Here is a 20,392-nt window from a genome sequence, read left to right on the forward strand (position 1 = left end):
CACCGGAGCCTTTTCTTTGTCTGCCCTATATTTCTACAGAAAGCTGGACAATATTGTTCTGCAATATATAGGTTAATGTAAAGCCTTCTGTACTCTCATTGCACCCTGAGACAGCGCATGGCCTCCGCCTACGGCTCCAGCCACAGCCACCGTCTCCATAATCTCCTGATCGGTCGCTCCTTTGGCACGTGCCTCTTCCACATGGTAGAACGTACATACCTCATTATTGGCAAACAATCCAATGCCCAGGGCAATCAGCTGTTTGGTCTTGGCATCAACCGCTCCTGCCTGAAAACATTCTCCAGTGAACTCATGATAAGACTTCACCACTGCAGGCAGCACGTCGCTTAATTCACCCATCTGATCTTTATAGGCATGAACCTTATCATTCATCAGTGTCATGGTTACCGCACATCCTCTCGGCTGATATGTTACAAACTCTCACTGTACCTATCTTCTCTCCCGAGAGGTGCAATTATGCCAAAACATCCATGGTAAATGAACCTAAAACGCATGTCCTATTCTTCGAGCAGGCTCTTGCGTGGTTCGCTGAACAACTGGTACTGATAATTCCGATCAAGCTTGACCACACGACGATTCTGACGGCGAATGAGTACCTGCTCCCCGTCCCAGGCTACGACAATGCCTGTCACATCATTGGACTGAATCTCGTCCCGAATCACCCTTACTTTTTCACCCGATAAACGCAGTGCATCCAATTCTGCATCACTGATCATATTCTCGACGCCTACTTTCTCCATAAAAATTATTTACAAAAAGAGACCTAAATGAAAAGTCATTTAGGTCTCACGTGACTGTATTGGACTGTCATGTCATTCGAAAGTATGTCCCGACTGAAAGTTACCGCTGCGCGTGCTCTTTGCTGTCGTTCTTCTCAAACCAAAAATCAAGCACTTTGGCGGACATCACACGTTCTTCAAGGTACTCCACTTGATGCGGTGTAAATTGTTCTTTCCAAGAGAAGGACAACTCTTCGCACAAGCCTACAATCGTCAGCAATTCTGACCAGGCAACGTAGCGTTTGTACCAGAAAAATTGAGGATGTTCAATCATATAGGGATAAAGGTCATCGAATTCCGTATGTTTACAATCCAGGGCACGCTCAAAATGTACTTTCGATTCCGCCAGCTTATCAATAAAAAATTGTTCTGTTGCCGGTTGGTTACCCATGGTGTTGCCTCCTCTCCCTAACATAACCCCATTATAAATGAAATCAGCGGTCATGCAAAGGCATTGTTATAAAAATAGGCACTTTTTCCTTTAAAAAGTCACATTTCGTTATCGTCAAATTGCACGGTGCCGTCGTTCAATGAACGAATGCGCACCAACGCTTCAACCGGGATGCCCTGCTCACGAATCGTACGCGCTCCAGCCTGAAAACATTTTTCGACCACGACACCGAATCCAACCAGCTCCGCACCCGAACGTTCAATAATTTTAATAACGCCGCGGGCAGCATCACCATTGGCAATAATATCGTCAATGAACAAAATACGATCATTCTCATGAATATATTCACGGGATACCATAATATCCGTTACGATTCCTTTGGTAAAAGAAGGCACTCTTTCACAGTAGGCATCGGGGTCAGCCAAAAGTGTTTTTTTGCGACGGGCGAATACCAGCGGAACACCCAGTTCATATGCGGCAGCAAAGGCCACCGGAATTCCCGAAGACTCCACAGTAATGACCCGAGTTACACCACTTTCACGGAAACGAGCGGCAAATTCACGTCCCATTTCCATCGTCAATGCAGGATCAATCTGGTGATTCAGCAGACCATCCAGCTTCAGCACCTGATCTGACATGACTACACCTTCTTGTAAAATCCGTTGTTTCAATACTTCCATAATTTGACCTCCCAAGCCTATCCTATGACGTAAAAGTATCATAGATCCGGCTAACAGTTCAAGCGAAATTGCCTTTACTCTTGTCCAGAGCATGTAAATGACCCCATGCCGCACTTCAATTGTCATGACTTTGATGGGTCAAGCATACCTTGTACCATGGCACCCGCATGTCCAAACTATTCAGGGGCCTGAGAGGGGAAACACATGAAACAGGCATTTCGGGTGCTGCAGATCGCATTTACATACATTGGAACGGTAGTAGGAGCCGGCTTTGCAACAGGGCAGGAGATATTGCAGTTTTTTACCCAGTATGGCAAATGGGCCACCATTACCATTGGCTTATCGACCATACTCTTTATCTGGTTAGGTACAAAAATGATGCTAATTGCCCATGATACCGGCTCTCGCTCTTACGAGGATCTTAACAAGCATCTATTCGGTCAAAAAGCAGGAAATTGGATTACCTGGGTGACTCTCCTGATTCTCATTGGAGTAAACAGTGTCATGTTGGCCGGAGCCGGATCGGTCTTTGTAGAGCATCTGGGGCTCCATTACCAGACAGGTCTAATTGTTACACTTATCGGTACATATCTGCTGCTTGGACGCGGCATTCAGGCCATCCTGCAAATGAACAGTATCGTGGTGCCCATGATGCTCCTGCTTTCCCTCCTTATGATCACCAGCACCATACATCATCCCGGCGCAAACCGATTTATTACCTTAACCACTGACAGCAATCCAATCCAGGTCTGGTTATCGCCTCTGTTGTATACTTCATTCAACCTGGCACTTGCCCAAGCTGTACTCGTTCCGGTGGGGAATCAGATTCGCAGCCGAAAAGTACTGAAATGGGGCGGCGTTCTAGGCGGGATTGGTGTAGGATTCATGCTTATGGCAGCTCACTTTGCCATGTCAGCCCAGATGCCTGGCATCACGCAATTTGAAATTCCAATGGGCAGCATTGCCTTTCAACTTGGATGGGTCGTCCAGTCAATCTATGTATCCCTGATTTTCATGGAAATCTTCAGTACGTTTGTAGCCGATATTTATGGAATGACCCTCCAACTCAGACAGCATGTCCGAGTACATCCCAAACTGATCATCCTGGCTATCATGCTCTTATGTTATTCGCTCAGCCAGTTTGGATTCAGTTCACTGCTCTCTATCCTTTACCCCATTTTCGGCAGTTTGGCACTGTTCTGGGGTGCAAAATTAATAATGGATCGATGGGGAAGCTTTCGCGGGCGCAAAAAACATCTATAACAATGAACGATATGGTTGAATACATCTCTTCCCTTAACATAACAAAAGCCGCTGATAACCCAGCGGCTTCTTTCTTTTCCCTCTCCAGAACCTAATTCTGGCTCGGAAATTGCAAATACATTTTTTTCAGTTCATTGACCGATCTGCCCAGAGAGTAATGGGTTTTGGCTTTCTCACATGCCGAACGAGCCAGCTCATAACGGTACGCCGGGTCAACCATAACCTGCTCCAACGCTTCTGCCAATGCATACGGATCTTCTGAGGGCACCAGCAAGCCGTTGCTCCCGTTCTCGATCTGCTCTGGTATGCCGCCCACATCTGTCCCTACAAGGGCAAGACAGCTAAGCGCTGCTTCAGCAAAAACAGACCCGAATGCCTCGGCCCGTGAAGGAAGAACAAAGATATCAAAAAATGGCATGAATTCCTCAGGATGCAGAGTATAACCATAAAAGATAGTCTCATTATAAATACCCAGCCGCTGGGCCAATTCTTCCAAATCGGGACGAATCGGTCCGTCCCCAATAATATGAAGCACGTAGTCATGTCCCCGGGCTTTCAGCTCGGCACAGGCTTTGAACAGAATATCCAGCCCTTTCGCAGGAACCAGTCGACATACGGTGACCAGTTGTGGTATGGCATTTTCATGGGGGATGGGCTTGAACCTTTTCTCATCAAAACCGTTCGGAATCACACCGATGACATCAGGATGCTGCACATAAGGCGCCAGATAACGACGGAATGAATCCGATACCGTTAATAGTCGCTCAGCTTGATACTCCAGCTCACCATAGATCGCCAGCAGAAACTGATGCTCCGGTCCTTCCGGCTCAATACGGCCGTTCAGGATTAGCTCTCGCTCATAACTGGAGTGAATCGTTTGAATGAGGGGAACATCCGGGAAAACCTTCTTCATTGCAAGCCCCGCGATCGGGTGATGGGCATGAATCAGATCGTAAGGCTTCAGAATACGCAGCTTGGTCCACCACAAATAATCCCGGTAGGTTTGCATATATTTTTGAACGACAGGACTATCCTGATACTGGGTCCAATCGAACGTCTCAAACTGGATATCCTCTCTGCCCTTGTTGCGAATTCGCTTAGGCAGCGAGAACAGATCCATCTCCCACCTCGGGGTTGTAAACCTCTCTTGCATATACGGAATCATAGAGGATACACCTCCGGGCTGCTCCGGAGGAAAGAAAAGCGCCTGCAGCAATCTCACCGTTAGTTTCCCCCTTTCTAGCATAAGTCTTTTCAGTAGATCTTCCATCATGATATATCAGAACATATGTTCAGTAAAGGTACAAAATGAGATTCCTTATCACTCGGACATCAATAGCTGAATAATAGAATTCATTTCAATATCGATTGTACCATGCTGGTTCTGACGCTGACGACATTACGAATATTGTTAGGTTTTAGCGCACAGTCTTACTTCTGAGTCGTATATACAACATATTCAGGAGATGCTCGGCTAAGAAGCGGATATATGAATGGAGAGTTAAACCTCTTTATCGATATGTCGGTATGCTAATGAAAGCCGGTGAGCAGTGGGTTGCTCCCGGCTTATTACATGTATTTTATATATTGCATACTGGTTATACAGACAGGCCTGTGACCGCCTTTTCATACGTACTAAAGCCTTCTGTCTCTCCCACAAAGGTATAGCCATTACGCTTATAGAATTCGTTCAATGTTGCGTTATCCGCACCGCAATCCAATCGGACGATGTGTTTATCCTCAAACTGTATCCCGCTGCTGGACCATTGCAAAATCGACCGTCCCAAACCACTCTGAGCATATTTTCTACGTATCGCTAATCGGTGCAGATAAAGTGCGCCATCCCCGGCATGCGCTTTGCTTCCCCATAAGTGCACATCCCATGCGCTTGGCTGGCTCATTAAAATTACCATGCCAGCTACGTCAGAACCCTTCTTAAATACAAATACGTCCCCACGCTGAATCGCCTCTGCCGTATTATGGGAATCCTCACCCTTTAACAACGCATTCCACTGAGAAGATCCCTGGCTCCGTAGCCATTCGGCTGTTTCCATGAGCAGGGACATCACATCCTCCGTGTCTTCCGGCTGAGCCTGCAGTGCTTTAAATTCATCATTAATGTAGTCTGTTGTGATACTGAAATAGTGCTCCATGATTCTCCTCCACTTCCAGGTCTCTCTAAAACTAATGGTACTATACCGGGAAATGACTTTTTCGTCAAAAAGAAAACAAAAAAGGTAAGAGGATGTCCCTCTTACCCATCTATCTTCGCTTCATCAATAATTTGATTCCGGTATAACATCGTGAGATGTAATGTATCAAATTCAAGCTCTTTGTCCAGCTCCCGCATCAGAACTTCAACCAGACTCTTTCGCTGAGCACTGGTGCCAGGAACCTCGTAATCCATATAGCCTGACAAATCGGCATATGAGGTATCAATCGTTGCTGTGCCGACAGGTAATCCTCCGCGTTCTTGCAGATACAGTTCATATATGCGAAATTCCCGATCTTTGCGCACCAACATGACGTAACAGGTTTCTTCAGCAGCTTCAATCTCTTCGAGATCTTCTGGATACTCGATCTCTACCTCATCCGCAAAATCCCGGTGCACCCATTCCAAGGATTCCAGTTCCTGTCCCTGATGCCACATGCGAATTGTAATGGTGTCGATTATTTCTTCATCCAGCTCTCGTACCAGCAGCTCAGCAGCGGCATCCTGATAACTCTCTGCGGGGTCATCATACCAATGTATCTCACCCTGTACATCGGCACCATATTGTTTTAGAGAGGCTTCCGCCACTTCCTGTCCATTCGCGTCATTAAATACATAGGTGGATATGCTGCGTCCGGCGCTTACCATTTCCATCTCCAGCATATGTTCCGGGTCTTCATATGTAAATGATTCGGCTTGTGAACCGGGGATGACATGTACTTCATTTACAGCATCTCGAATGTTCTTTCCATCGGGATAATACGTATCATCAGACTGCGACGACTGAATTAGCAGATCCGTATGGGATTCTGGCTTCTGTAACACAGAATACAGTGTACCGCAGCTCACAAGTACTTCATATTCAGCAGCACTTACCGCATCCGCAAGAGAACGAATATACTCGTGCACCTTCTCGACAATAACCTGTTCTGACTCGTCAGGTAACGAATTCTGCTCCATTTGAAGGCTGCCGGATACCCGATCCCCTTCCCTAAACACTAGCAGAAGCGAACCTGCATATTGACCGTCCACCATAATATCCTGAACTTCGCCACCTGATGTGCGAAGATCAGGAATCAGCTCTATTTTCAGTTCCATGTACCTGTCCCCCTCAGTTCCTAACGTTATTCTGTTAGGATGCCCTTGTGAGCGGTAGTTTATAAGATAAAGCGTCAAATCCGATTTAAGAGCACATTGTTAGACGGACAACACATATTTTTGGATAGCGTGAGCTACACCCTGATCGTTGTTTGAAAGTGTAATCTCATCCGCAGCAGCCTTAACTTCCTCCGGTGAATTGTCCATCGCAATCCCTTTGCCTGCAAAGGTCAGCATTGTGATGTCATTGTAGTAGTTACCTACCGCCATGATCTCGGAAGGAAGGATTCCTTTGGCTTCAGCCAGTCTTTTGAGAGCTGCACCTTTGGAAGCTTCGGGATGCATCAGATCAATGAAAAAATCACCGCTGCGCGTCATATAATAAGGAAGATTCCAGGTCGACCACTCCTGTTGCACCGCGTTCATCTGCTCGATTGATCCAAACGCAGTGAATTTGGCAAGTGGCTCTGTCATATCCGCCCACTGTGGCAACTTTAATGGCTCTGCCATGAAGTTTTGATACATCTCGCGTACCTGCAACTCCAAACCTTCCGGCTGATCCACATAGAGTCCAAACGCCGTGTTGATATCAAAATGCACACCTTGCGTTCGGCAGTATGTTATGAAAGGCTCCAGTCCCTGTCCATCCATGGCAAAATGGTGCACCACTTCACGAGTCTCAACCTGTGCCGTTACCGCTCCATTATGTGTAATGACATATCCGTCAAGTCCCATCTGCTCCATAAACGGAATCGTATTCGCCGGACCTCTGCCTGAACACAGGACAATCTCGGCTCCCTGACGGGAAGCACGAATTAAGGTCTCTTGCGTCATTTCGGTAAGTTCATGATGATCATTAAGCAGCGTTCCATCGACATCCAGTGCGATTAATTTAATTGTCATTGTCTTCATTCCTTATCTGTAAGAGAGTCGCACCCACCCAAACCCTCCCTTCCGAGGGAGGGCCCCAGAGGGCTCTGCCCTCTGGACTCCCGCTTTGTTAACCGGCGGCGGGTGGGATCTTGCTATGTGACGGTTGACGTGGGAGCGCTTGGTTGCCGGGTCCTCCGCTTGACAGCGGCGGTCCCGCCCAAGCTTAAGCGGGACCATTACGGGCAGCGCTTCGCTCCCTGCCCGGCTCCCTGCTCCGCTTCGCGAAGGACGGGAGCTGTTGCGCCTTTGGCGCGATGGGCAGGGCTTCGCTATCTGCCCAAGCTCCCTGCTCCGCTCCGCGAAGGGCGGGAGCTGTTGCGCCTTGGGCGCGGTGGCCAGGGCTTCGCTTTCTGCCCAGGCTCCCTGCTCCGCTCCGCTCCGCGAAGGACGGGAGCTGTTGCGCCTTCGGCGCGGTGGGCAGGGCTTCGCACTCTACCCCGGCTCCCTGCTCCGCTCCGCGAAGGGCGGGAGCTGTTACTTCCGCAGAAGGTCTAATTCTTCTGCGGTTAGCTCGCGATAGCTGCCAATTTCCAGATTGGCATCCAGCTCCAGGTCACCCATGGCTACGCGTTTCAAATATACCACGCGCTTGCCTACAGCCTGGAACATTCTTTTCACCTGATGGAACTTGCCTTCATGAATTATCAATGAAATGGAAGAGAATATGCCCTCTTCCGTTTCCTCACGATGAAGAACAGTCAATTCCGCAGGCAAAGTCTCATATCCATCATCCAGCTGAATGCCGGCTTTGAATCGTTGCACATCTTCTTCATCAACGTTCCCCAGCACACGAGCTTCATACGTCTTGGGTACATGTTTGCGGGGGGATAACAAATCATGCGCAAGTGGACCGTCATTCGTTAGAATAAGAAGGCCCTCTGTATCTTTGTCCAGTCGTCCCACCGGGAACGGATCGAAGACACGATCTTCTTTACGCAGCAGGTCAATTACCGTTTTATCCCGATTATCTTCAGTTGCCGACACCACGCCAGGTGGTTTGTGCAGCATCAGGTAGATCATTTCCCGATACATGATCCGCTCTCCGTCAGCTTCAATCACGTTCACTTCCGGATTGACCTGCACACCGCTATCTTTCACCGGTTTACCGTCCACACGAATTCTGCCCTGCTTCACCATCTTTTTGAGTTCACTTCGTGACCCCACACCCATATGGCTCAATATTTTATCCAGACGCAGCGTTTGTTTGCCTTTTCCATTCATACCGATGTCCACCTCCAGCCTGCCGGATATTCATTCTTCAGTACACCATCCAGCCATTTCCCCCAGCCGGCAGCGAAACCATCCACACATACCAGTACATAACCTTTGGCTGCCGTATCTGCTTTGCGTTCTACACGCGATTCTTCGATGTTCAACGTCTCTCCCTTGAGGTACCTTACGGCTTCTCCGTTAGCGGATGATAGATTGATGAATCGCTGCGCCTCTGTTGTATGCAATGCACATGCCAGCGGATGAGAGGGCACAAATCGCCCATTCTTCACGTTACCCATAAACCAGCCTGGCCGTATAACCTTGAGCCCTTCCAGACGAGCAGCACCCACAGAAGATTGATACACCCGATCGCCGTAATACACCGTTTCTCCAGCAAGCTCGATTTCCAGATTTTCTTGTACAAATTGAGTATATACCGTTCCCGGATCGACACTCGTCTGGTCGGCTCCTCGTCCCTGAACCCGTTCGTTTTTGCGGCCACCCCGTTCGTTTCCTTTACCCGGTTTTCCCTGAGCCCTGCCACCACGTGAACTCCTGTCATTGTCATTGCGCTCCCTGGATTCGGTTCTCATAAGACGTTCCCGTTTCCGTTCTTCTTTCGTAAGAGGTGGGGATACATGGATAGATCGGTCCTCGGATTCACCGGGATGCGTGAAATCTCCATCCACTGCCTGTCCAGTCTGGACTTCACTGTTCGCTTCACGACCTGCATCTTCTTCGGCCAGAGATTGCGCACGATGCTGCAATACAGCAACATAATGTCCTTCCCCCTCCAACAGATGAGGCCATAACCTCGCAGTGCCGCGTGTTTGGTCCAGCACAGATTCCGTCTCTTCTGCTGTCTCAGGCAGCATCTGACGCACCCAATCCGGGCGCCCTGGAGCAAATCCTGCAGTAGCAGGGATGTCATTCACCACAAAATCAGGATTGATGTTCAGAAACTCCGCAATCATCGCTTCATTTTCCTCTGGTGCAAAAGTACATGTGGAATATACTATCGTTCCTCCTGGAGCGAGCAGCCTGGCTGCCGTCTCCAAAATATCCCGCTGCATCAGCACACATTTTTCTACCGAATGATGTTCCCAGGATTTCACCATGTCCTCATCTTTGCGGAACATGCCTTCACCGGAGCAAGGAGCATCGATTAACACTTTATCAAAATAATGAGGGAATGCCTTCGCAATTCGCTCAGGTGACTCGTTCAGTACAACGGCATTACGTACCCCGTACAATTCCACGTTTTTGGCGAGTGCCTTCGTTCGTTCCGCGTTAATATCGTTGGTCACGAGCACACCTTTCCCTTGAAGCTTGGCTGCGATTTGGGTTGTTTTCCCGCCAGGAGCCGCGCACAAATCAAGCACACGTTCCCCAGGCCGCACATCCAACAATTCAACCGGAGCCATGGCGCTTGGTTCCTGAATATAATACAAGCCTGCATGATAATAAGGATGTAACCCCGGCTTAACCCCGTGAGGCACATAAAAACCCGTTCCGCACCACGGAATGGGTCGCATATCAAATGGAGCAATTTCCTTGAATTGTTCCAACGATATTTTCAGCGTATTCACTCTCAGCCCCGCATGTGGCGACTGCTCATAAGATTTCATAAATTGTTCAAATTCATCGTCTAACAAGCTTTTCATTCGCTCGGCAAATATCGAAGGCAGCTGTACAGCCATAATCCCACTCATCCTGTCTTGTTAAAATTGCATATAGTTCTATGTTATCATATCCGGGCATGGCTTTCCTATTGATTCATACGTATTCCACTACAGCGTGTAATGTAGTATAATGGCAAGTAGATTGATTGATGTGCAAAAATTCGGGTGTTTATGCATATTATCCCATCCTGTATTTTTGCCAAAACTATATTTCGATATGATCGATGGGGGATGTCTTAATGAAATCCAAGAAGAAAAAGAAAAGTGCTGCAATCCTTATTTTCCTGGGTGTTTTCATTGTAATGATTGCCGTACTCGTTCTGGTGAATCAGCAATCCAAGAAACAGATGGATAGCGTGCAAAATGCCTATGGCATCGCCGCTTCCAAGCTTAATCCCGCAACACGCGAATTGCTGGACGATCCGAACTACCAACAAATTATTTTACCTGATGATCTGAAAGCCAAAATCGATAACAAAGATAGCTTCTTTGTCTATTTCTTTGCCTCCGACTGCTCACACTGCCGTGCGACAACACCTCAGCTGATGCCACTGGTGGGCAGTGAAGGCATCGAGCTTCCTCAGTTCAATCTGCGGGAATTCGATTCCGGCTGGACTGATTATAACATTGAGTACACACCGACTCTGGTATATTATCAGGATGGTGTGGAGAAAGACCGCATGGTTGGCGGACTGCAGGAAAATGGCAGTGACAACGGTTATACTTTGGATGACTACAAGCAATTTTTCGAGAAATATAAGGGCAGTGCCACTCCATCAGCAAGCTAATCGTATATCCCTATAATATCGAACACCCCGGCCAATTCCTCTAGAGGAGCTGTCGGGGTGTTTTTTATCAAGTCATATGTTGGACACTATGTTATTGATCAAATGAATGATGACTTTCCATGACAAGCTTACTCGCTCTGCAAGTTCTGTTCCTGCTGCAATGCTTTCATCTTCTCTTCATAGATTCGTCCACGTGTAGGACTTCGGCGTTGGGGAATATTGGGCTTCAGTTCAAGGGCTCGTTCCCGAATCTTCTGAACCAGCACCTCATCCTTAATTTGAATGTGCAGGTCTCTGTAAGGAAATTTCTGTGGCTCAGCACTCGAAAGTCCATCAACCAGTTCCTGTACTTCTTGCACCAATCGCCCAAGGGCAATGCCTCGAGCAGTTTCCGGATAGGACTTCAGCAGATCTACCGAACTCTGTAACATCATACGTCCCCCGCGAAGGTTCGCATTCCTGAAATGATACAGCCCCACTGCGATTTGCAGTAATCCTTTGTACAGAGAATCCCGATCACGTTCAAGCCACAGCTCTTCCAATACCTCATGGCATTCAAAGTAGTCCTGATCGCGATTGAAGTAGATTAGATAGTCAACATACAGCGGCTCATAGCTGCTCATCCGGGTTTTCGCCCTTTCTGGCCGCATTCAGAAGTGCTTTCACATCATCGAGAAGGTCTTTCAACCCTTCCATATCATGACGCTCCCAGCAGTCATTGAAGCGCTTTTGTGCCTCTATCGCTTCATTCACGAGATGGTAGAAATACAACTGATGTATGATCTTCAGCGTTCTTGATACGATATTGGAATCATCCTCAAAAGCCTTTTGCGCCTCCAGAATTTGCAGACGAATCGCCGACATTTCATTATCGAGTACAAAAGCGGCTTCAGCCGTTTTTTTCAACCTTGCCCGCATATCATCAGGCAGGCTCTCCCGAAACTTGTAACTCAAGGAGTGTTCAATAGTAGCCCAGAAGTTCATCGCCAGCGTCCGAATCTGAATCTCGGCCAGCACGTTCTTCTGTCCAAGGGCTGTTTGAACAGGATACTCAATAATCATATGGAAACTGCGGTAGCCGCTCTCTTTGAAATTGGTGATATAATCTTTCTCGATTAATACCGTCAAATCCTTACGACCGCGAATATACTCGGCTACCCGCCGAATATCATCCACAAACTGACACATAATGCGGATACCTGCAATATCCTCAATGCCCGTTTCCACCTGATCAAGCGGCACATTCAGGCGTCTGGATTTCTCCAGAATGCTGGATATTTTTTTGACACGACCGGTAACGAATTCGATCGGGGCGTATTCTTCCCTTTTCTTAAGCTCCGCCCGCATCGTTTTAAACTTAACTTTCAATTCCTCTACCGCTTGTTCATAAGGAAGTAAAAATGTACCCCAGTCTCTACCGTCCATGCTTATGCCTCCTGTCTCTATAGCTTCCCCTGTTCTTATCCATTATACATGATGTTAAGCGGGGGGAAGAGTCCCGTACGACATTACCCTCTTCCACGCTTCTAATTTCCAGTTCGGGGAACTTCGAAACAACGCTTAACGATGCTCTGCACCGACAGCTTCCGATATATGGCTGTAACCGTCTTTGCGCAGCAACTCACGCAGTCCGGCATGAATCCGCCGATTCACTTCAGGTCCTTCATAGATTAATGCCGTATAAATTTCCACCAGGCTGGCTCCAGCTTTAATCTTTTCGTAAGCATCTTCGCTAGTGAAAATGCCACCCGATCCGATGATCGGCAGCTTGCCTTCAGTCTGGCGATAGATCTGACGAATGATTTCGGTGGAACGGTCACGCAGCGGTTTGCCACTTAGTCCACCTGTCTCTTTGGCATGCTGATGGGATAGTCCGTCTCGGCTGATCGTTGTATTCGTTGCAATGATTCCGGCAACCCCACTATCTGCAATGGTACTTACCATATATTCAAGCTCCTGGTCATTCACATCCGGTGCAATTTTGACCAGCACCGATTTAACGGCACCGCCCGCTCTTTTGCGCTGCGTCTCCATCTCTTTCATGACAGCAGCAAGCAATTCCTTCAATTCATTCCCATGTTGCAGATTACGCAAATCCGGTGTATTTGGTGAACTAATATTCACCACAAACAGGTCCGCATAATCGTACAGCGCCCGAATGCATTTTTCATAATCCAGATGGGCTTCTTCATTTGGAGTCGCTTTATTTTTACCTATATTTACGGCCACTGGAATTCGGCGCTCCGTAAGGCGTGCCAATTCACCCGCCATCGCTTCCGCTCCGAGATTATTAAAGCCCATTCGGTTCACCAAGGCCTCATCGGGAGGCAGGCGAAATAAACGCGGCTGATCGTTGCCAGGCTGTGCAAGCGGTGTGACTGTGCCTACTTCCATGAAGCCAAACCCAATGGAAGAAAAGCCCGTTACAGCCTGTCCGTTTTTGTCCAAACCGGCAGCAAGGCCTACAGGCGTAGGGAAGTGGCAGCCAAACATATCCACAGCCAGATCCGCTGTTTCACGCACGCCATACATGACGCGCAAACCGGATGGAACCGGGCGAATACTCCCCATTCCGCTGAGGCCGCCGATAATTAGATGATGGGCCTGCTCAGGGTCCATTTTGAACAACAAGGGTTTAGCAAGACTTCTGTATAACAAATCACTCACTCCGTTCTGGTCCGGTACGCTGAAAAAACTGCTTTCCGTCTTTTTCATATGTAAAAAAACACTCTATACACAAGTCTATCCGTTTCTTCTGCAAAAGGAAAGTAGTTTGAGCATAGACAGAAGCATTTAGCTTAAACTCTAAGCGCTCACAAGAAATCCACCCGCCTACTGGAAATGACGAGTTGAATTCTTTACAATGGGAGCATGGCTAGATCGTTATTAGCCTTATTCCATGAAGGAGGAAACAGCCCATGGCTCCCAAACGCAAACCACCTACTTTGCAGCAAAAGAAAGATGAGGTCAACCGGAAAGCGATTATCTGGACGGCAGCCAGCGTCGGTGGACTGATCATTATCATTGGTGCGCTTATTATTATCGCCAACCTGTAAATGCTCCAACCGACTGTTTTAGCATCTACATACCAATCCAGCTTGGATTTTACGTTTTCTTCGGTCTGAATCATTTGGTTTTACGTTTAATTCAACCAATGATACGTCTTATTCGGATTACTTTGCTTGGGAACGAGTGTGTACCGGTAGCGATCCTTTGCTTCTGGAATAACAGCTGTCTCTGGCAGCAAATCTTTCCCGATGCGTACCGGAGTTCCCTGAGGAGCAAGCGCAAACAGCTCTTCCACATCTTCAGTACTCATCCTCACACATCCAAGGGATTCATCCAGCCCGATACTGTTTGGCTCGTTGGTCCCATGGATGGCATAATTCGTGTCAGATAACTGCATTCCTCTACTCCCAAATTCGCCGTTGGAGCGACCATTTGGATTAACAACCTTGTCTGATATTTCAAACGAACCCTCTGGCGTGCGATCTCCCCCAAGCCCTACCTCGTAATTCCGAATAATCGTGTTACCGCTAATCAGTGCAAGCTTATGTCTGCTCTTGTCCACAATAATCTCAAGCCGATCCTGCAAAAAAGGCTTTCCGCCTAACGTATCCACAAATGCAGCGTTTTTGCCTTGCGTCGAATCTGAAATCACACGCGCTCCTTCATCTCTGTTCTTCCCGTTCCCCATTTCCCCTTGCTGATGCATGGCTAGTAGTGCCGGGAACATCCGGGTCATGCCTGGTGCAGTTTCTCCCAGAATATTATCAGGAAAGGGCTGGGCAAGCTGTGCCACATTCTTAGGCCAGGTTCCATTTTGTTTTTTATATGTAATCATTGCACTTGACAGCGCTGCCGCGGATTCCTGTTTCGCTGTCCAGGCTTGTGCCAGCCGCTTGATCTCTTGTGATACTTCGGGTGGTTCACAATTACACTGCTTGGCATCATAACTCTGTGCGGTTAATTTGCCATTGCTGTTGGTCTGTACGATGTATTTCACCGACATATTTCGCTTCCACAACGTCCAGTTACCAGCAACCTGCATCCCAAGCACAGCTGATGTCTGCACTTTCGGACCAGAGCCCGACCATGCAGCTGCCAATGCAGCTTCACCCTGGTCACCTCCACCGAATGCCGCTGCTGTAAACACATTGGACTTCACTACAGGAGCCGGATCATCTGCCGGGCTATCTCCTGATTTGTCCGCGGAATCATCCGTCGGTTCCAACGCCGAGGCCAAGACATCTGCCGCATCACGATTGAATCCAGGAGCATCCGCAGGCGGTAATCCTGCCAGTACAAGGAGCATCAGCAGAGTGAGCCACATCTTGCGAACACGATGTTTTTTCTCCTTTTGCTCAGCCACCTCGACCAGCTTCTCCTGATAATCCACCCATATATCTGCCGGTGCCTTGCTTCGCTCGAAAGCTTCGTAGACTTCACCCGCCTGCTGAAAACAATAGTTCGCCTTGGCCTCCTGCCCTTCACCCAAATATTCCTTACCGAGTAAATACCAGGCCATTTTATTATCTGGATGTTTCTTTACATAAGTTCGTAAATGAGTATTTTGCATCCGATCCTCCATCATTTCGCCGTATTCCGTTTCTTTCTATATCGGCAATTGATGACAAGAAATCCATAGGACTTGAGTACCCGGATCGATGCCTCAATATTCGACAAAAAAAGCACACTCCCCTGTCCCAAAGACAGAAAAATGTGCTTTTGTATGTTTCATATGAAAGGAATTAGCCTTCTTTATTGAAAGGTTCATCCGCTACTTTAATGGAGTCCGTAGGGCAGCCGTCACAAGCATCCTGCATGTCGTCGAACAAGTCATCCGGAATTGCTTTGATCCCTTTGTTGGCATCCCCATCGAAAATTACTTCTGCCAAACCTTCATCATCATAGTCATAAATGTCTGGCGCCGTTGCTCCGCATGCTCCGCACGCAATACATGTATCCTTTTCAACCCAAGTATATTTACTCATTACCTATCTCTCCTCCTATTATTCAAGAACGCACAGTATTTTTATCTAGAAACATATTAATACAAAGTAAGAGTTATTACAAATCATTTTAACAGCCTCAAGACTCCATTATGCCCTATTTAATCAAGACTTTGCAAATTATCTTTTTGCAGCGAAGTTCCCCGCACTTTATGATTTCGTAGTAATACGGAAGGATCATCCCCCAGCATTCCAGCTGTAACAACAGCATTTTCGCCAAATTTGTCACGTAATTGATCCATAATGCGAATCAGGTTTTCCTTCTTCGGCTTCTGCTCATATTCAAACAAATCAAGCTGTATTGCCGACTCCTCACGCGGGATTAGCGTTTGAAGGGTAACCCCCAGCATACGAACCGGCTTGCCCCCGCCCCAATGTTTCGCAAACAAAGCACAGGCTTCCCGGTATATGACCGACGCATCTTCAGTAGGCACTTCCATCATGCGCGATCTCGTAATGGTCTTCATATCCGGTGTACGAATCGTAATCTGAATGCCCTGACTGAGCATTTCGTGCTTGCGCAACCGTCTGGCAACCTGGTCACTTATATTCAGTAACACCCGATGCACATCATCCATTTCAGATATATCCGCAGGTAACGTTGTCGTGTGTCCAATCGATTTGTTCGCTTCACGTTCAGCCTGAACTGCTGAATGATTAATACCGTTTGCTGAATTTTTTAACCAAGAGCCATTGATTCCAAACACATCGGTTAACATCCGTTCGTCTGATTTGGCCAGCTGTCCTATCGTTTCAATGCCCAGCTTCTTCAGCTTTTCGGCTGTTTTTTTACCAATGCCAAACATCTCGTTACACGGTCTATGCCATAAAATCTGAGGCACATCTCTCATCCGCAAAATCGAAATGCCATTAGGCTTTTTCAAATCAGAGGCCATCTTGGCAAGCAGCTTGTTGGGTGCGATTCCGATTGAACAAGGCATCCCCAATTCATCCCGGATTCGGTTCTGAATACTCTCTGCAATTTCCAGCGGTGTACCGAACTGTCTGGACCCTGTAATATCGAGGTAACATTCATCGATGGAGGTCGCTTCGAGCAGCGGCGTATAACTGTAAGCTATTTTCATGAATTCTCTCGAATACCTTCGATACAAATGAAAATCCGGTCGAATCACTATTAAGTCAGGACACTTCTTCAGCGCTTGATGAACGACCATACCTGTGGAGATGCCCCTTCTGCGAGCTGTGTACGAACAAGTTACAATGACGCCTTTGCGCACTTCACTGCTGCCAGCAACGGCCGTCGCTTTTCCTCTATATAATTCCGGTTCCTCGGCTTCATGTACAGAGCAATAAAAAGCATTCATATCGACATGCAGAATCACTCGTCCGGCGGCAGGATAATATCGATCTACGTTCATGTTATTATTCGTTTGGTCTGAAGACATGATCTACTACCGCCCTTTCATATACACTATTCCTCGAAAAGCATTCTCTTATCTATTATATCAAAATCCCTTATGTAAATATCATTCATATCCCCTTATTTTCGAAGAGATTTAACGATCATTCGAATGACACCCCACACGGCAACGACCATAATAGCGAAATCAAAATGAAAGAAATGATTATATTCTCCCAGACAATAGTCATCCTCTTCCCCCCATTTATGCAGAACAAATTTAGAATTCATATTCAATCCCGGAATAGCTGCATATAGATGAAGCATACCATATTACAAGACTACTGTTTACAACACACTCTACTCTACAATCCATCATTTGTTACACCAAATGGTGAATTCGATGTAGCATTTGGCGATAATGGTGCTATAATAATTAATTATACAAATTCACGATTTTATGACAAATCTACACTTTGAATTTAATACAGTGTAGCGTTACAGAATCGAAGGATTCGTCACCCATATGATCAACCGTTTTTTTCAAACACACCATTAAACTTTCTAAAAAAAAGCGCTTCATCTTAAAGGAGGATCTTCATGTCAAAGGCCATCTCCATCTTCGATACGACTTTACGTGACGGCACACAAGGGGAGGGAGTCAGCTTATCGGCAGATGACAAGCTCAAAATTGCCAAGAAGCTTGATGACCTCGGTGCTCATTATATTGAAGGCGGAATTCCCGGCAGTAACACCAAGGACATAGAGTTTTTCAAAAGAGTCAAGGAATTGAACCTGAATGCCAAAATTGTCGCTTTTGGCAGTACGCGTCGTAAAGGCAGCATCGCGAGTGAAGACGCCAATTTGAAGCGCATGATTGAATCAGGTGCTCAGGCAGCGACGCTGGTTGGTAAATCATGGGATTTCCACGTGCACACGGCTTTGCAAACCACTTTGGAAGAAAACCTGTCCATGATCTACGATTCTATTGCCTACCTGAAACAAAACGGCATGGAAGTCATCTTTGATGCAGAGCATTTCTTCGACGGATTCAAGCACAACCCGGAATATGCACAGGCCGTGCTGACCAAAGCCCATGAAGCCGGAGCGGACTGGCTTGTGATGTGCGATACCAATGGCGGAACGATGCCACATGAAGTGTATGAGATCGTATCCACACTGGCTGAGCGCCTTCCACAGGCTCAATTGGGTATTCATACACATAATGATTGTGAACTTGCTGTCGCCAATACGTTAAGCGCTGTACAAGCTGGGGCCAGACAGGTCCAGGGTACAATGAACGGTTATGGAGAGAGATGCGGTAACGCCAACCTCGCTTCCATTATCCCTAATTTGCAACTGAAGCTTGGATATGAATGTGTGTCTGAGGATTCGATGCGTCAGCTCACAAATGTGGCCCGTTACGTTAGCGAGATTGCCAATGTAAATATGCCGATCAATCAGCCATATGTCGGAAATGCAGCTTTCGCCCACAAGGGCGGCATCCACGTCTCAGCTATATTGCGTGATTCGCGAACCTACGAACACATCGCGCCCGAGCTTGTAGGGAACAAACAGCGTGTACTCGTCTCCGAACTGGCAGGACAAAGCAACATCGTGTCCAAAGCACAGGAACTGGGTCTTGAATTCGATCCGAGCAGTGCCAACTCACGTCAGATCATTGAGAAGATCAAAGATCTGGAACATCAGGGTTATCAGTTCGAAGGCGCCGATGCCTCGCTTGAATTGTTGATTCGTGAAGCCAACGGTGACATGAAAGAATTGTTTACCTTTGAATCATTCAAGATGCTTGTTGAAAAAGTGGCTGGCAAGTCTGTTGTTTCGGAAGCCTTTGTTAAACTTAATGTAGGCGGGACAAGTGCTTATACTGCGGCTGAAGGCAATGGTCCAGTCAATGCACTGGATAACGCGCTTCGTAAAGCCCTTGTGCAATACTTCCCTTCCCTTGCCAACATGCATCTCTCCGACTATAAAGTACGTGTTTTGGATGAAAAAGACGCTACCGCAGCGAAGGTTCGTGTATTAATTGAATCCAAAAACACCGAAAACACGTGGAATACGGTCGGTGTATCCGAGAACGTGATTGAAGCGAGCTGGGAAGCACTTGTACACAGTTTCCGTTATGCCCTTCTTCAGGAAAAATTGCAGCACGAGCCTGATGTAGTCAACATACCTGCTCACGGACTAAGCAACCATTAATGCATATTTCCCGGAAAATAAAAGAAGCGCCTGTCTTCCAATAAACATTGGAAGACGGGCGCTTTTGTTTCTCTCTTGGCTAATCCGCAATTAATTCCTTAATTTTGCGCTCCAGCTCTTTTTCTGGCAGAATCCCCAAGATAATTTCCTGAACGACACCTCTGGAGTCAATCAGTACATTCGTCGGAAAAGCGATACCGTTATATTTGGCATATGCTGTTCCGTCTTCATCAAGCAAAATAGGGAACGTCAGTTTGTATTCATCCACAAAGGCTTTGGCATCCCTGATTTTATCGTACGTTGTTACATTCACACCGTACAGATCCAGTTTATCTTTGTATTTTGCTGCCAATGTATTAAGCTCAGGAGCCTCCTGCTTGCACGGTTCACACCAGGATGCCCAGAAACTGACGAAGATGGCCTTTTCCTTTGCTCCGCCTACAGAGTAGGTTTTCCCATCCATGGCGTGCAAAGAGAAGGCTGGTGCCAGTAAACCCGCCTTTGGCCCCGTCTCTGTGGGCATCGGCTCCTCTTGCTTAAACACAGCTGCAATTCCGTTGTCTGCATTTTGAGCCAAAGCAATGCCCACAAGCAATACAACACCCAGCAGTATGTATATGTTTCGTTTCATGGCCAGCCACCCTTTTATTTGATCAGCAAATCTAACGCAAATGCAGCAGATAGTAACGCTTTTTTGGACTTAATCCAAATGCGTTCTTTCATATTGTACCCTGTTCCTTT

General features: G+C 47.2%; 21 protein-coding genes. 4 read left to right on the forward strand and 17 right to left on the reverse strand.

Translation table 11 applies throughout. The features are described from left to right. Window positions 1–72: 72 nt before the first annotated feature. From QP794_RS00500 to QP794_RS00515, 4 genes are all read right to left on the reverse strand, one after another. A complete protein-coding gene (locus tag QP794_RS00500; RefSeq protein WP_285074482.1) occupies window positions 73–402 on the reverse strand; it encodes a carboxymuconolactone decarboxylase family protein in 330 nt (109 codons plus the stop codon). 116 nt (window positions 403–518) lie between these two features. Further along, window positions 519–737: a hypothetical protein gene (locus tag QP794_RS00505; RefSeq protein ID WP_024629267.1), complete on the reverse strand. Its 219-nt coding sequence runs from the start codon at window positions 735–737 to the stop codon at window positions 519–521. Window positions 738–861: 124 nt separating this feature from the next. Then, on the reverse strand, window positions 862–1,191 hold the full coding sequence (locus QP794_RS00510) for a hypothetical protein (protein WP_024629266.1): 330 nt from the start codon (window positions 1,189–1,191) through the stop codon (window positions 862–864). A 98-nt stretch (window positions 1,192–1,289) separates the two neighbouring features. Continuing rightward, a complete protein-coding gene (locus tag QP794_RS00515; protein WP_079347234.1) occupies window positions 1,290–1,871 on the reverse strand; it encodes a xanthine phosphoribosyltransferase in 582 nt (193 codons plus the stop codon). Window positions 1,872–2,075: 204 nt separating this feature from the next. Between QP794_RS00515 and QP794_RS00520 the strand changes: the two genes are divergently transcribed. Continuing rightward, the gene (locus QP794_RS00520; RefSeq protein ID WP_285074483.1) at window positions 2,076–3,134 is read left to right on the forward strand and encodes a YkvI family membrane protein; all 1,059 of its coding nucleotides are present in this window, start codon (window positions 2,076–2,078) and stop codon (window positions 3,132–3,134) included. Between the two features lie 91 nt (window positions 3,135–3,225). Here the strand turns inward: QP794_RS00520 and QP794_RS00525 are convergent, their stop codons facing one another. From QP794_RS00525 to QP794_RS00550, 6 genes are all read right to left on the reverse strand, one after another. Then, window positions 3,226–4,356 (reverse strand): glycosyltransferase family 4 protein, encoded by a 1,131-nt coding sequence (locus tag QP794_RS00525; RefSeq protein WP_285074484.1) that lies wholly within the window; start codon window positions 4,354–4,356, stop codon window positions 3,226–3,228. 376 nt (window positions 4,357–4,732) lie between these two features. Then, complete coding sequence (locus QP794_RS00530) at window positions 4,733–5,287, reverse strand: GNAT family N-acetyltransferase (protein ID WP_285074485.1); 555 nt, start codon at window positions 5,285–5,287, stop codon at window positions 4,733–4,735. A 101-nt stretch (window positions 5,288–5,388) separates the two neighbouring features. Further along, window positions 5,389–6,444 (reverse strand): hypothetical protein, encoded by a 1,056-nt coding sequence (locus QP794_RS00535; protein WP_285074486.1) that lies wholly within the window; start codon window positions 6,442–6,444, stop codon window positions 5,389–5,391. Between the two features lie 99 nt (window positions 6,445–6,543). Next, window positions 6,544–7,347, reverse strand: a complete 804-nt coding sequence (locus QP794_RS00540) for a Cof-type HAD-IIB family hydrolase (RefSeq protein WP_285074487.1) — start codon at window positions 7,345–7,347, stop codon at window positions 6,544–6,546. Between the two features lie 504 nt (window positions 7,348–7,851). Then, on the reverse strand, window positions 7,852–8,598 hold the full coding sequence (locus QP794_RS00545) for a pseudouridine synthase (protein ID WP_285074488.1): 747 nt from the start codon (window positions 8,596–8,598) through the stop codon (window positions 7,852–7,854). Next, window positions 8,595–10,289, reverse strand: a complete 1,695-nt coding sequence (locus tag QP794_RS00550) for an RsmB/NOP family class I SAM-dependent RNA methyltransferase (protein ID WP_285074489.1) — start codon at window positions 10,287–10,289, stop codon at window positions 8,595–8,597. The genes QP794_RS00545 and QP794_RS00550 overlap by 4 nt, the downstream gene beginning before the upstream one ends. A 221-nt stretch (window positions 10,290–10,510) precedes the next feature. Between QP794_RS00550 and QP794_RS00555 the strand changes: the two genes are divergently transcribed. After that, on the forward strand, window positions 10,511–11,059 hold the full coding sequence (locus QP794_RS00555; protein ID WP_285074490.1) for a thioredoxin family protein: 549 nt from the start codon (window positions 10,511–10,513) through the stop codon (window positions 11,057–11,059). A 128-nt stretch (window positions 11,060–11,187) separates the two neighbouring features. Here QP794_RS00555 and QP794_RS00560 read toward each other — a convergent pair whose 3' ends face one another. From QP794_RS00560 to QP794_RS00570, 3 genes are all read right to left on the reverse strand, one after another. After that, a complete protein-coding gene (locus QP794_RS00560) occupies window positions 11,188–11,682 on the reverse strand; it encodes a DUF309 domain-containing protein (RefSeq protein WP_285074491.1) in 495 nt (164 codons plus the stop codon). Then, the gene (gene yjbM / locus QP794_RS00565) at window positions 11,669–12,484 is read right to left on the reverse strand and encodes a GTP diphosphokinase (RefSeq protein WP_024629255.1); all 816 of its coding nucleotides are present in this window, start codon (window positions 12,482–12,484) and stop codon (window positions 11,669–11,671) included. Before yjbM ends, QP794_RS00560 begins: the two co-directional genes overlap by 14 nt. A gap of 135 nt (window positions 12,485–12,619) precedes the next feature. Next, a complete protein-coding gene (locus QP794_RS00570) occupies window positions 12,620–13,717 on the reverse strand; it encodes a quinone-dependent dihydroorotate dehydrogenase (RefSeq protein WP_285075176.1) in 1,098 nt (365 codons plus the stop codon). A gap of 260 nt (window positions 13,718–13,977) precedes the next feature. Between QP794_RS00570 and QP794_RS00575 the strand changes: the two genes are divergently transcribed. Next, on the forward strand, window positions 13,978–14,115 hold the full coding sequence (locus QP794_RS00575; RefSeq protein ID WP_162842436.1) for a hypothetical protein: 138 nt from the start codon (window positions 13,978–13,980) through the stop codon (window positions 14,113–14,115). An 86-nt stretch (window positions 14,116–14,201) separates the two neighbouring features. Here QP794_RS00575 and QP794_RS00580 read toward each other — a convergent pair whose 3' ends face one another. From QP794_RS00580 to QP794_RS00590, 3 genes are all read right to left on the reverse strand, one after another. Next, window positions 14,202–15,638 carry a L,D-transpeptidase family protein gene (locus QP794_RS00580; RefSeq protein ID WP_285074492.1) on the reverse strand — a complete coding sequence of 479 codons (1,437 nt, stop codon included), beginning with the start codon at window positions 15,636–15,638 and terminating at the stop codon, window positions 14,202–14,204. 172 nt (window positions 15,639–15,810) lie between these two features. Then, entirely contained in the window at window positions 15,811–16,053 is a 243-nt protein-coding gene (locus QP794_RS00585) for a ferredoxin (RefSeq protein WP_090924741.1), read from the reverse strand. A 119-nt stretch (window positions 16,054–16,172) separates the two neighbouring features. Beyond that, on the reverse strand, window positions 16,173–17,477 hold the full coding sequence (locus QP794_RS00590) for a DNA polymerase IV (protein WP_285074493.1): 1,305 nt from the start codon (window positions 17,475–17,477) through the stop codon (window positions 16,173–16,175). Window positions 17,478–18,031: 554 nt separating this feature from the next. Here QP794_RS00590 and cimA point away from each other — a divergent pair. Then, window positions 18,032–19,651, forward strand: a complete 1,620-nt coding sequence (gene cimA / locus QP794_RS00595; RefSeq protein WP_285074494.1) for a citramalate synthase — start codon at window positions 18,032–18,034, stop codon at window positions 19,649–19,651. Window positions 19,652–19,730: 79 nt separating this feature from the next. Here cimA and QP794_RS00600 read toward each other — a convergent pair whose 3' ends face one another. Next, the gene (locus QP794_RS00600; RefSeq protein WP_094937460.1) at window positions 19,731–20,282 is read right to left on the reverse strand and encodes a TlpA family protein disulfide reductase; all 552 of its coding nucleotides are present in this window, start codon (window positions 20,280–20,282) and stop codon (window positions 19,731–19,733) included. Window positions 20,283–20,392 lie beyond the last annotated feature (110 nt).

This window comes from Paenibacillus sp. UMB7766-LJ446 (assembly GCF_030226665.1).
GTDB classification, from domain to species: domain Bacteria; phylum Bacillota; class Bacilli; order Paenibacillales; family Paenibacillaceae; genus Paenibacillus; species Paenibacillus vandeheii.

What these genes read in the sequence shown, in the direction of transcription:
- QP794_RS00515 (WP_079347234.1), bottom strand. Translation starts at nt 1,871, where the DNA reads ATGGAAGTATTGAAACAACGGATTTTACAAGAAGGTGTAGTCATGTCA.
- QP794_RS00560 (WP_285074491.1), bottom strand. Translation starts at nt 11,682, where the DNA reads ATGAGCAGCTATGAGCCGCTGTATGTTGACTATCTAATCTACTTCAAT.
- QP794_RS00585 (WP_090924741.1), bottom strand. Translation starts at nt 16,053, where the DNA reads ATGAGTAAATATACTTGGGTTGAAAAGGATACATGTATTGCGTGCGGA.
- QP794_RS00520 (WP_285074483.1), top strand. Translation starts at nt 2,076, where the DNA reads ATGAAACAGGCATTTCGGGTGCTGCAGATCGCATTTACATACATTGGA.
- QP794_RS00530 (WP_285074485.1), bottom strand. Translation starts at nt 5,287, where the DNA reads ATGGAGCACTATTTCAGTATCACAACAGACTACATTAATGATGAATTT.
- QP794_RS00575 (WP_162842436.1), top strand. Translation starts at nt 13,978, where the DNA reads ATGGCTCCCAAACGCAAACCACCTACTTTGCAGCAAAAGAAAGATGAG.
- QP794_RS00500 (WP_285074482.1), bottom strand. Translation starts at nt 402, where the DNA reads ATGACACTGATGAATGATAAGGTTCATGCCTATAAAGATCAGATGGGT.
- cimA (WP_285074494.1), top strand. Translation starts at nt 18,032, where the DNA reads ATGTCAAAGGCCATCTCCATCTTCGATACGACTTTACGTGACGGCACA.
- QP794_RS00540 (WP_285074487.1), bottom strand. Translation starts at nt 7,347, where the DNA reads ATGACAATTAAATTAATCGCACTGGATGTCGATGGAACGCTGCTTAAT.
- yjbM (WP_024629255.1), bottom strand. Translation starts at nt 12,484, where the DNA reads ATGGACGGTAGAGACTGGGGTACATTTTTACTTCCTTATGAACAAGCG.
- QP794_RS00535 (WP_285074486.1), bottom strand. Translation starts at nt 6,444, where the DNA reads ATGGAACTGAAAATAGAGCTGATTCCTGATCTTCGCACATCAGGTGGC.
- QP794_RS00505 (WP_024629267.1), bottom strand. Translation starts at nt 737, where the DNA reads ATGATCAGTGATGCAGAATTGGATGCACTGCGTTTATCGGGTGAAAAA.
- QP794_RS00590 (WP_285074493.1), bottom strand. Translation starts at nt 17,477, where the DNA reads ATGTCTTCAGACCAAACGAATAATAACATGAACGTAGATCGATATTAT.
- QP794_RS00545 (WP_285074488.1), bottom strand. Translation starts at nt 8,598, where the DNA reads ATGAATGGAAAAGGCAAACAAACGCTGCGTCTGGATAAAATATTGAGC.
- QP794_RS00550 (WP_285074489.1), bottom strand. Translation starts at nt 10,289, where the DNA reads ATGGCTGTACAGCTGCCTTCGATATTTGCCGAGCGAATGAAAAGCTTG.
- QP794_RS00600 (WP_094937460.1), bottom strand. Translation starts at nt 20,282, where the DNA reads ATGAAACGAAACATATACATACTGCTGGGTGTTGTATTGCTTGTGGGC.
- QP794_RS00510 (WP_024629266.1), bottom strand. Translation starts at nt 1,191, where the DNA reads ATGGGTAACCAACCGGCAACAGAACAATTTTTTATTGATAAGCTGGCG.
- QP794_RS00555 (WP_285074490.1), top strand. Translation starts at nt 10,511, where the DNA reads ATGAAATCCAAGAAGAAAAAGAAAAGTGCTGCAATCCTTATTTTCCTG.
- QP794_RS00580 (WP_285074492.1), bottom strand. Translation starts at nt 15,638, where the DNA reads ATGCAAAATACTCATTTACGAACTTATGTAAAGAAACATCCAGATAAT.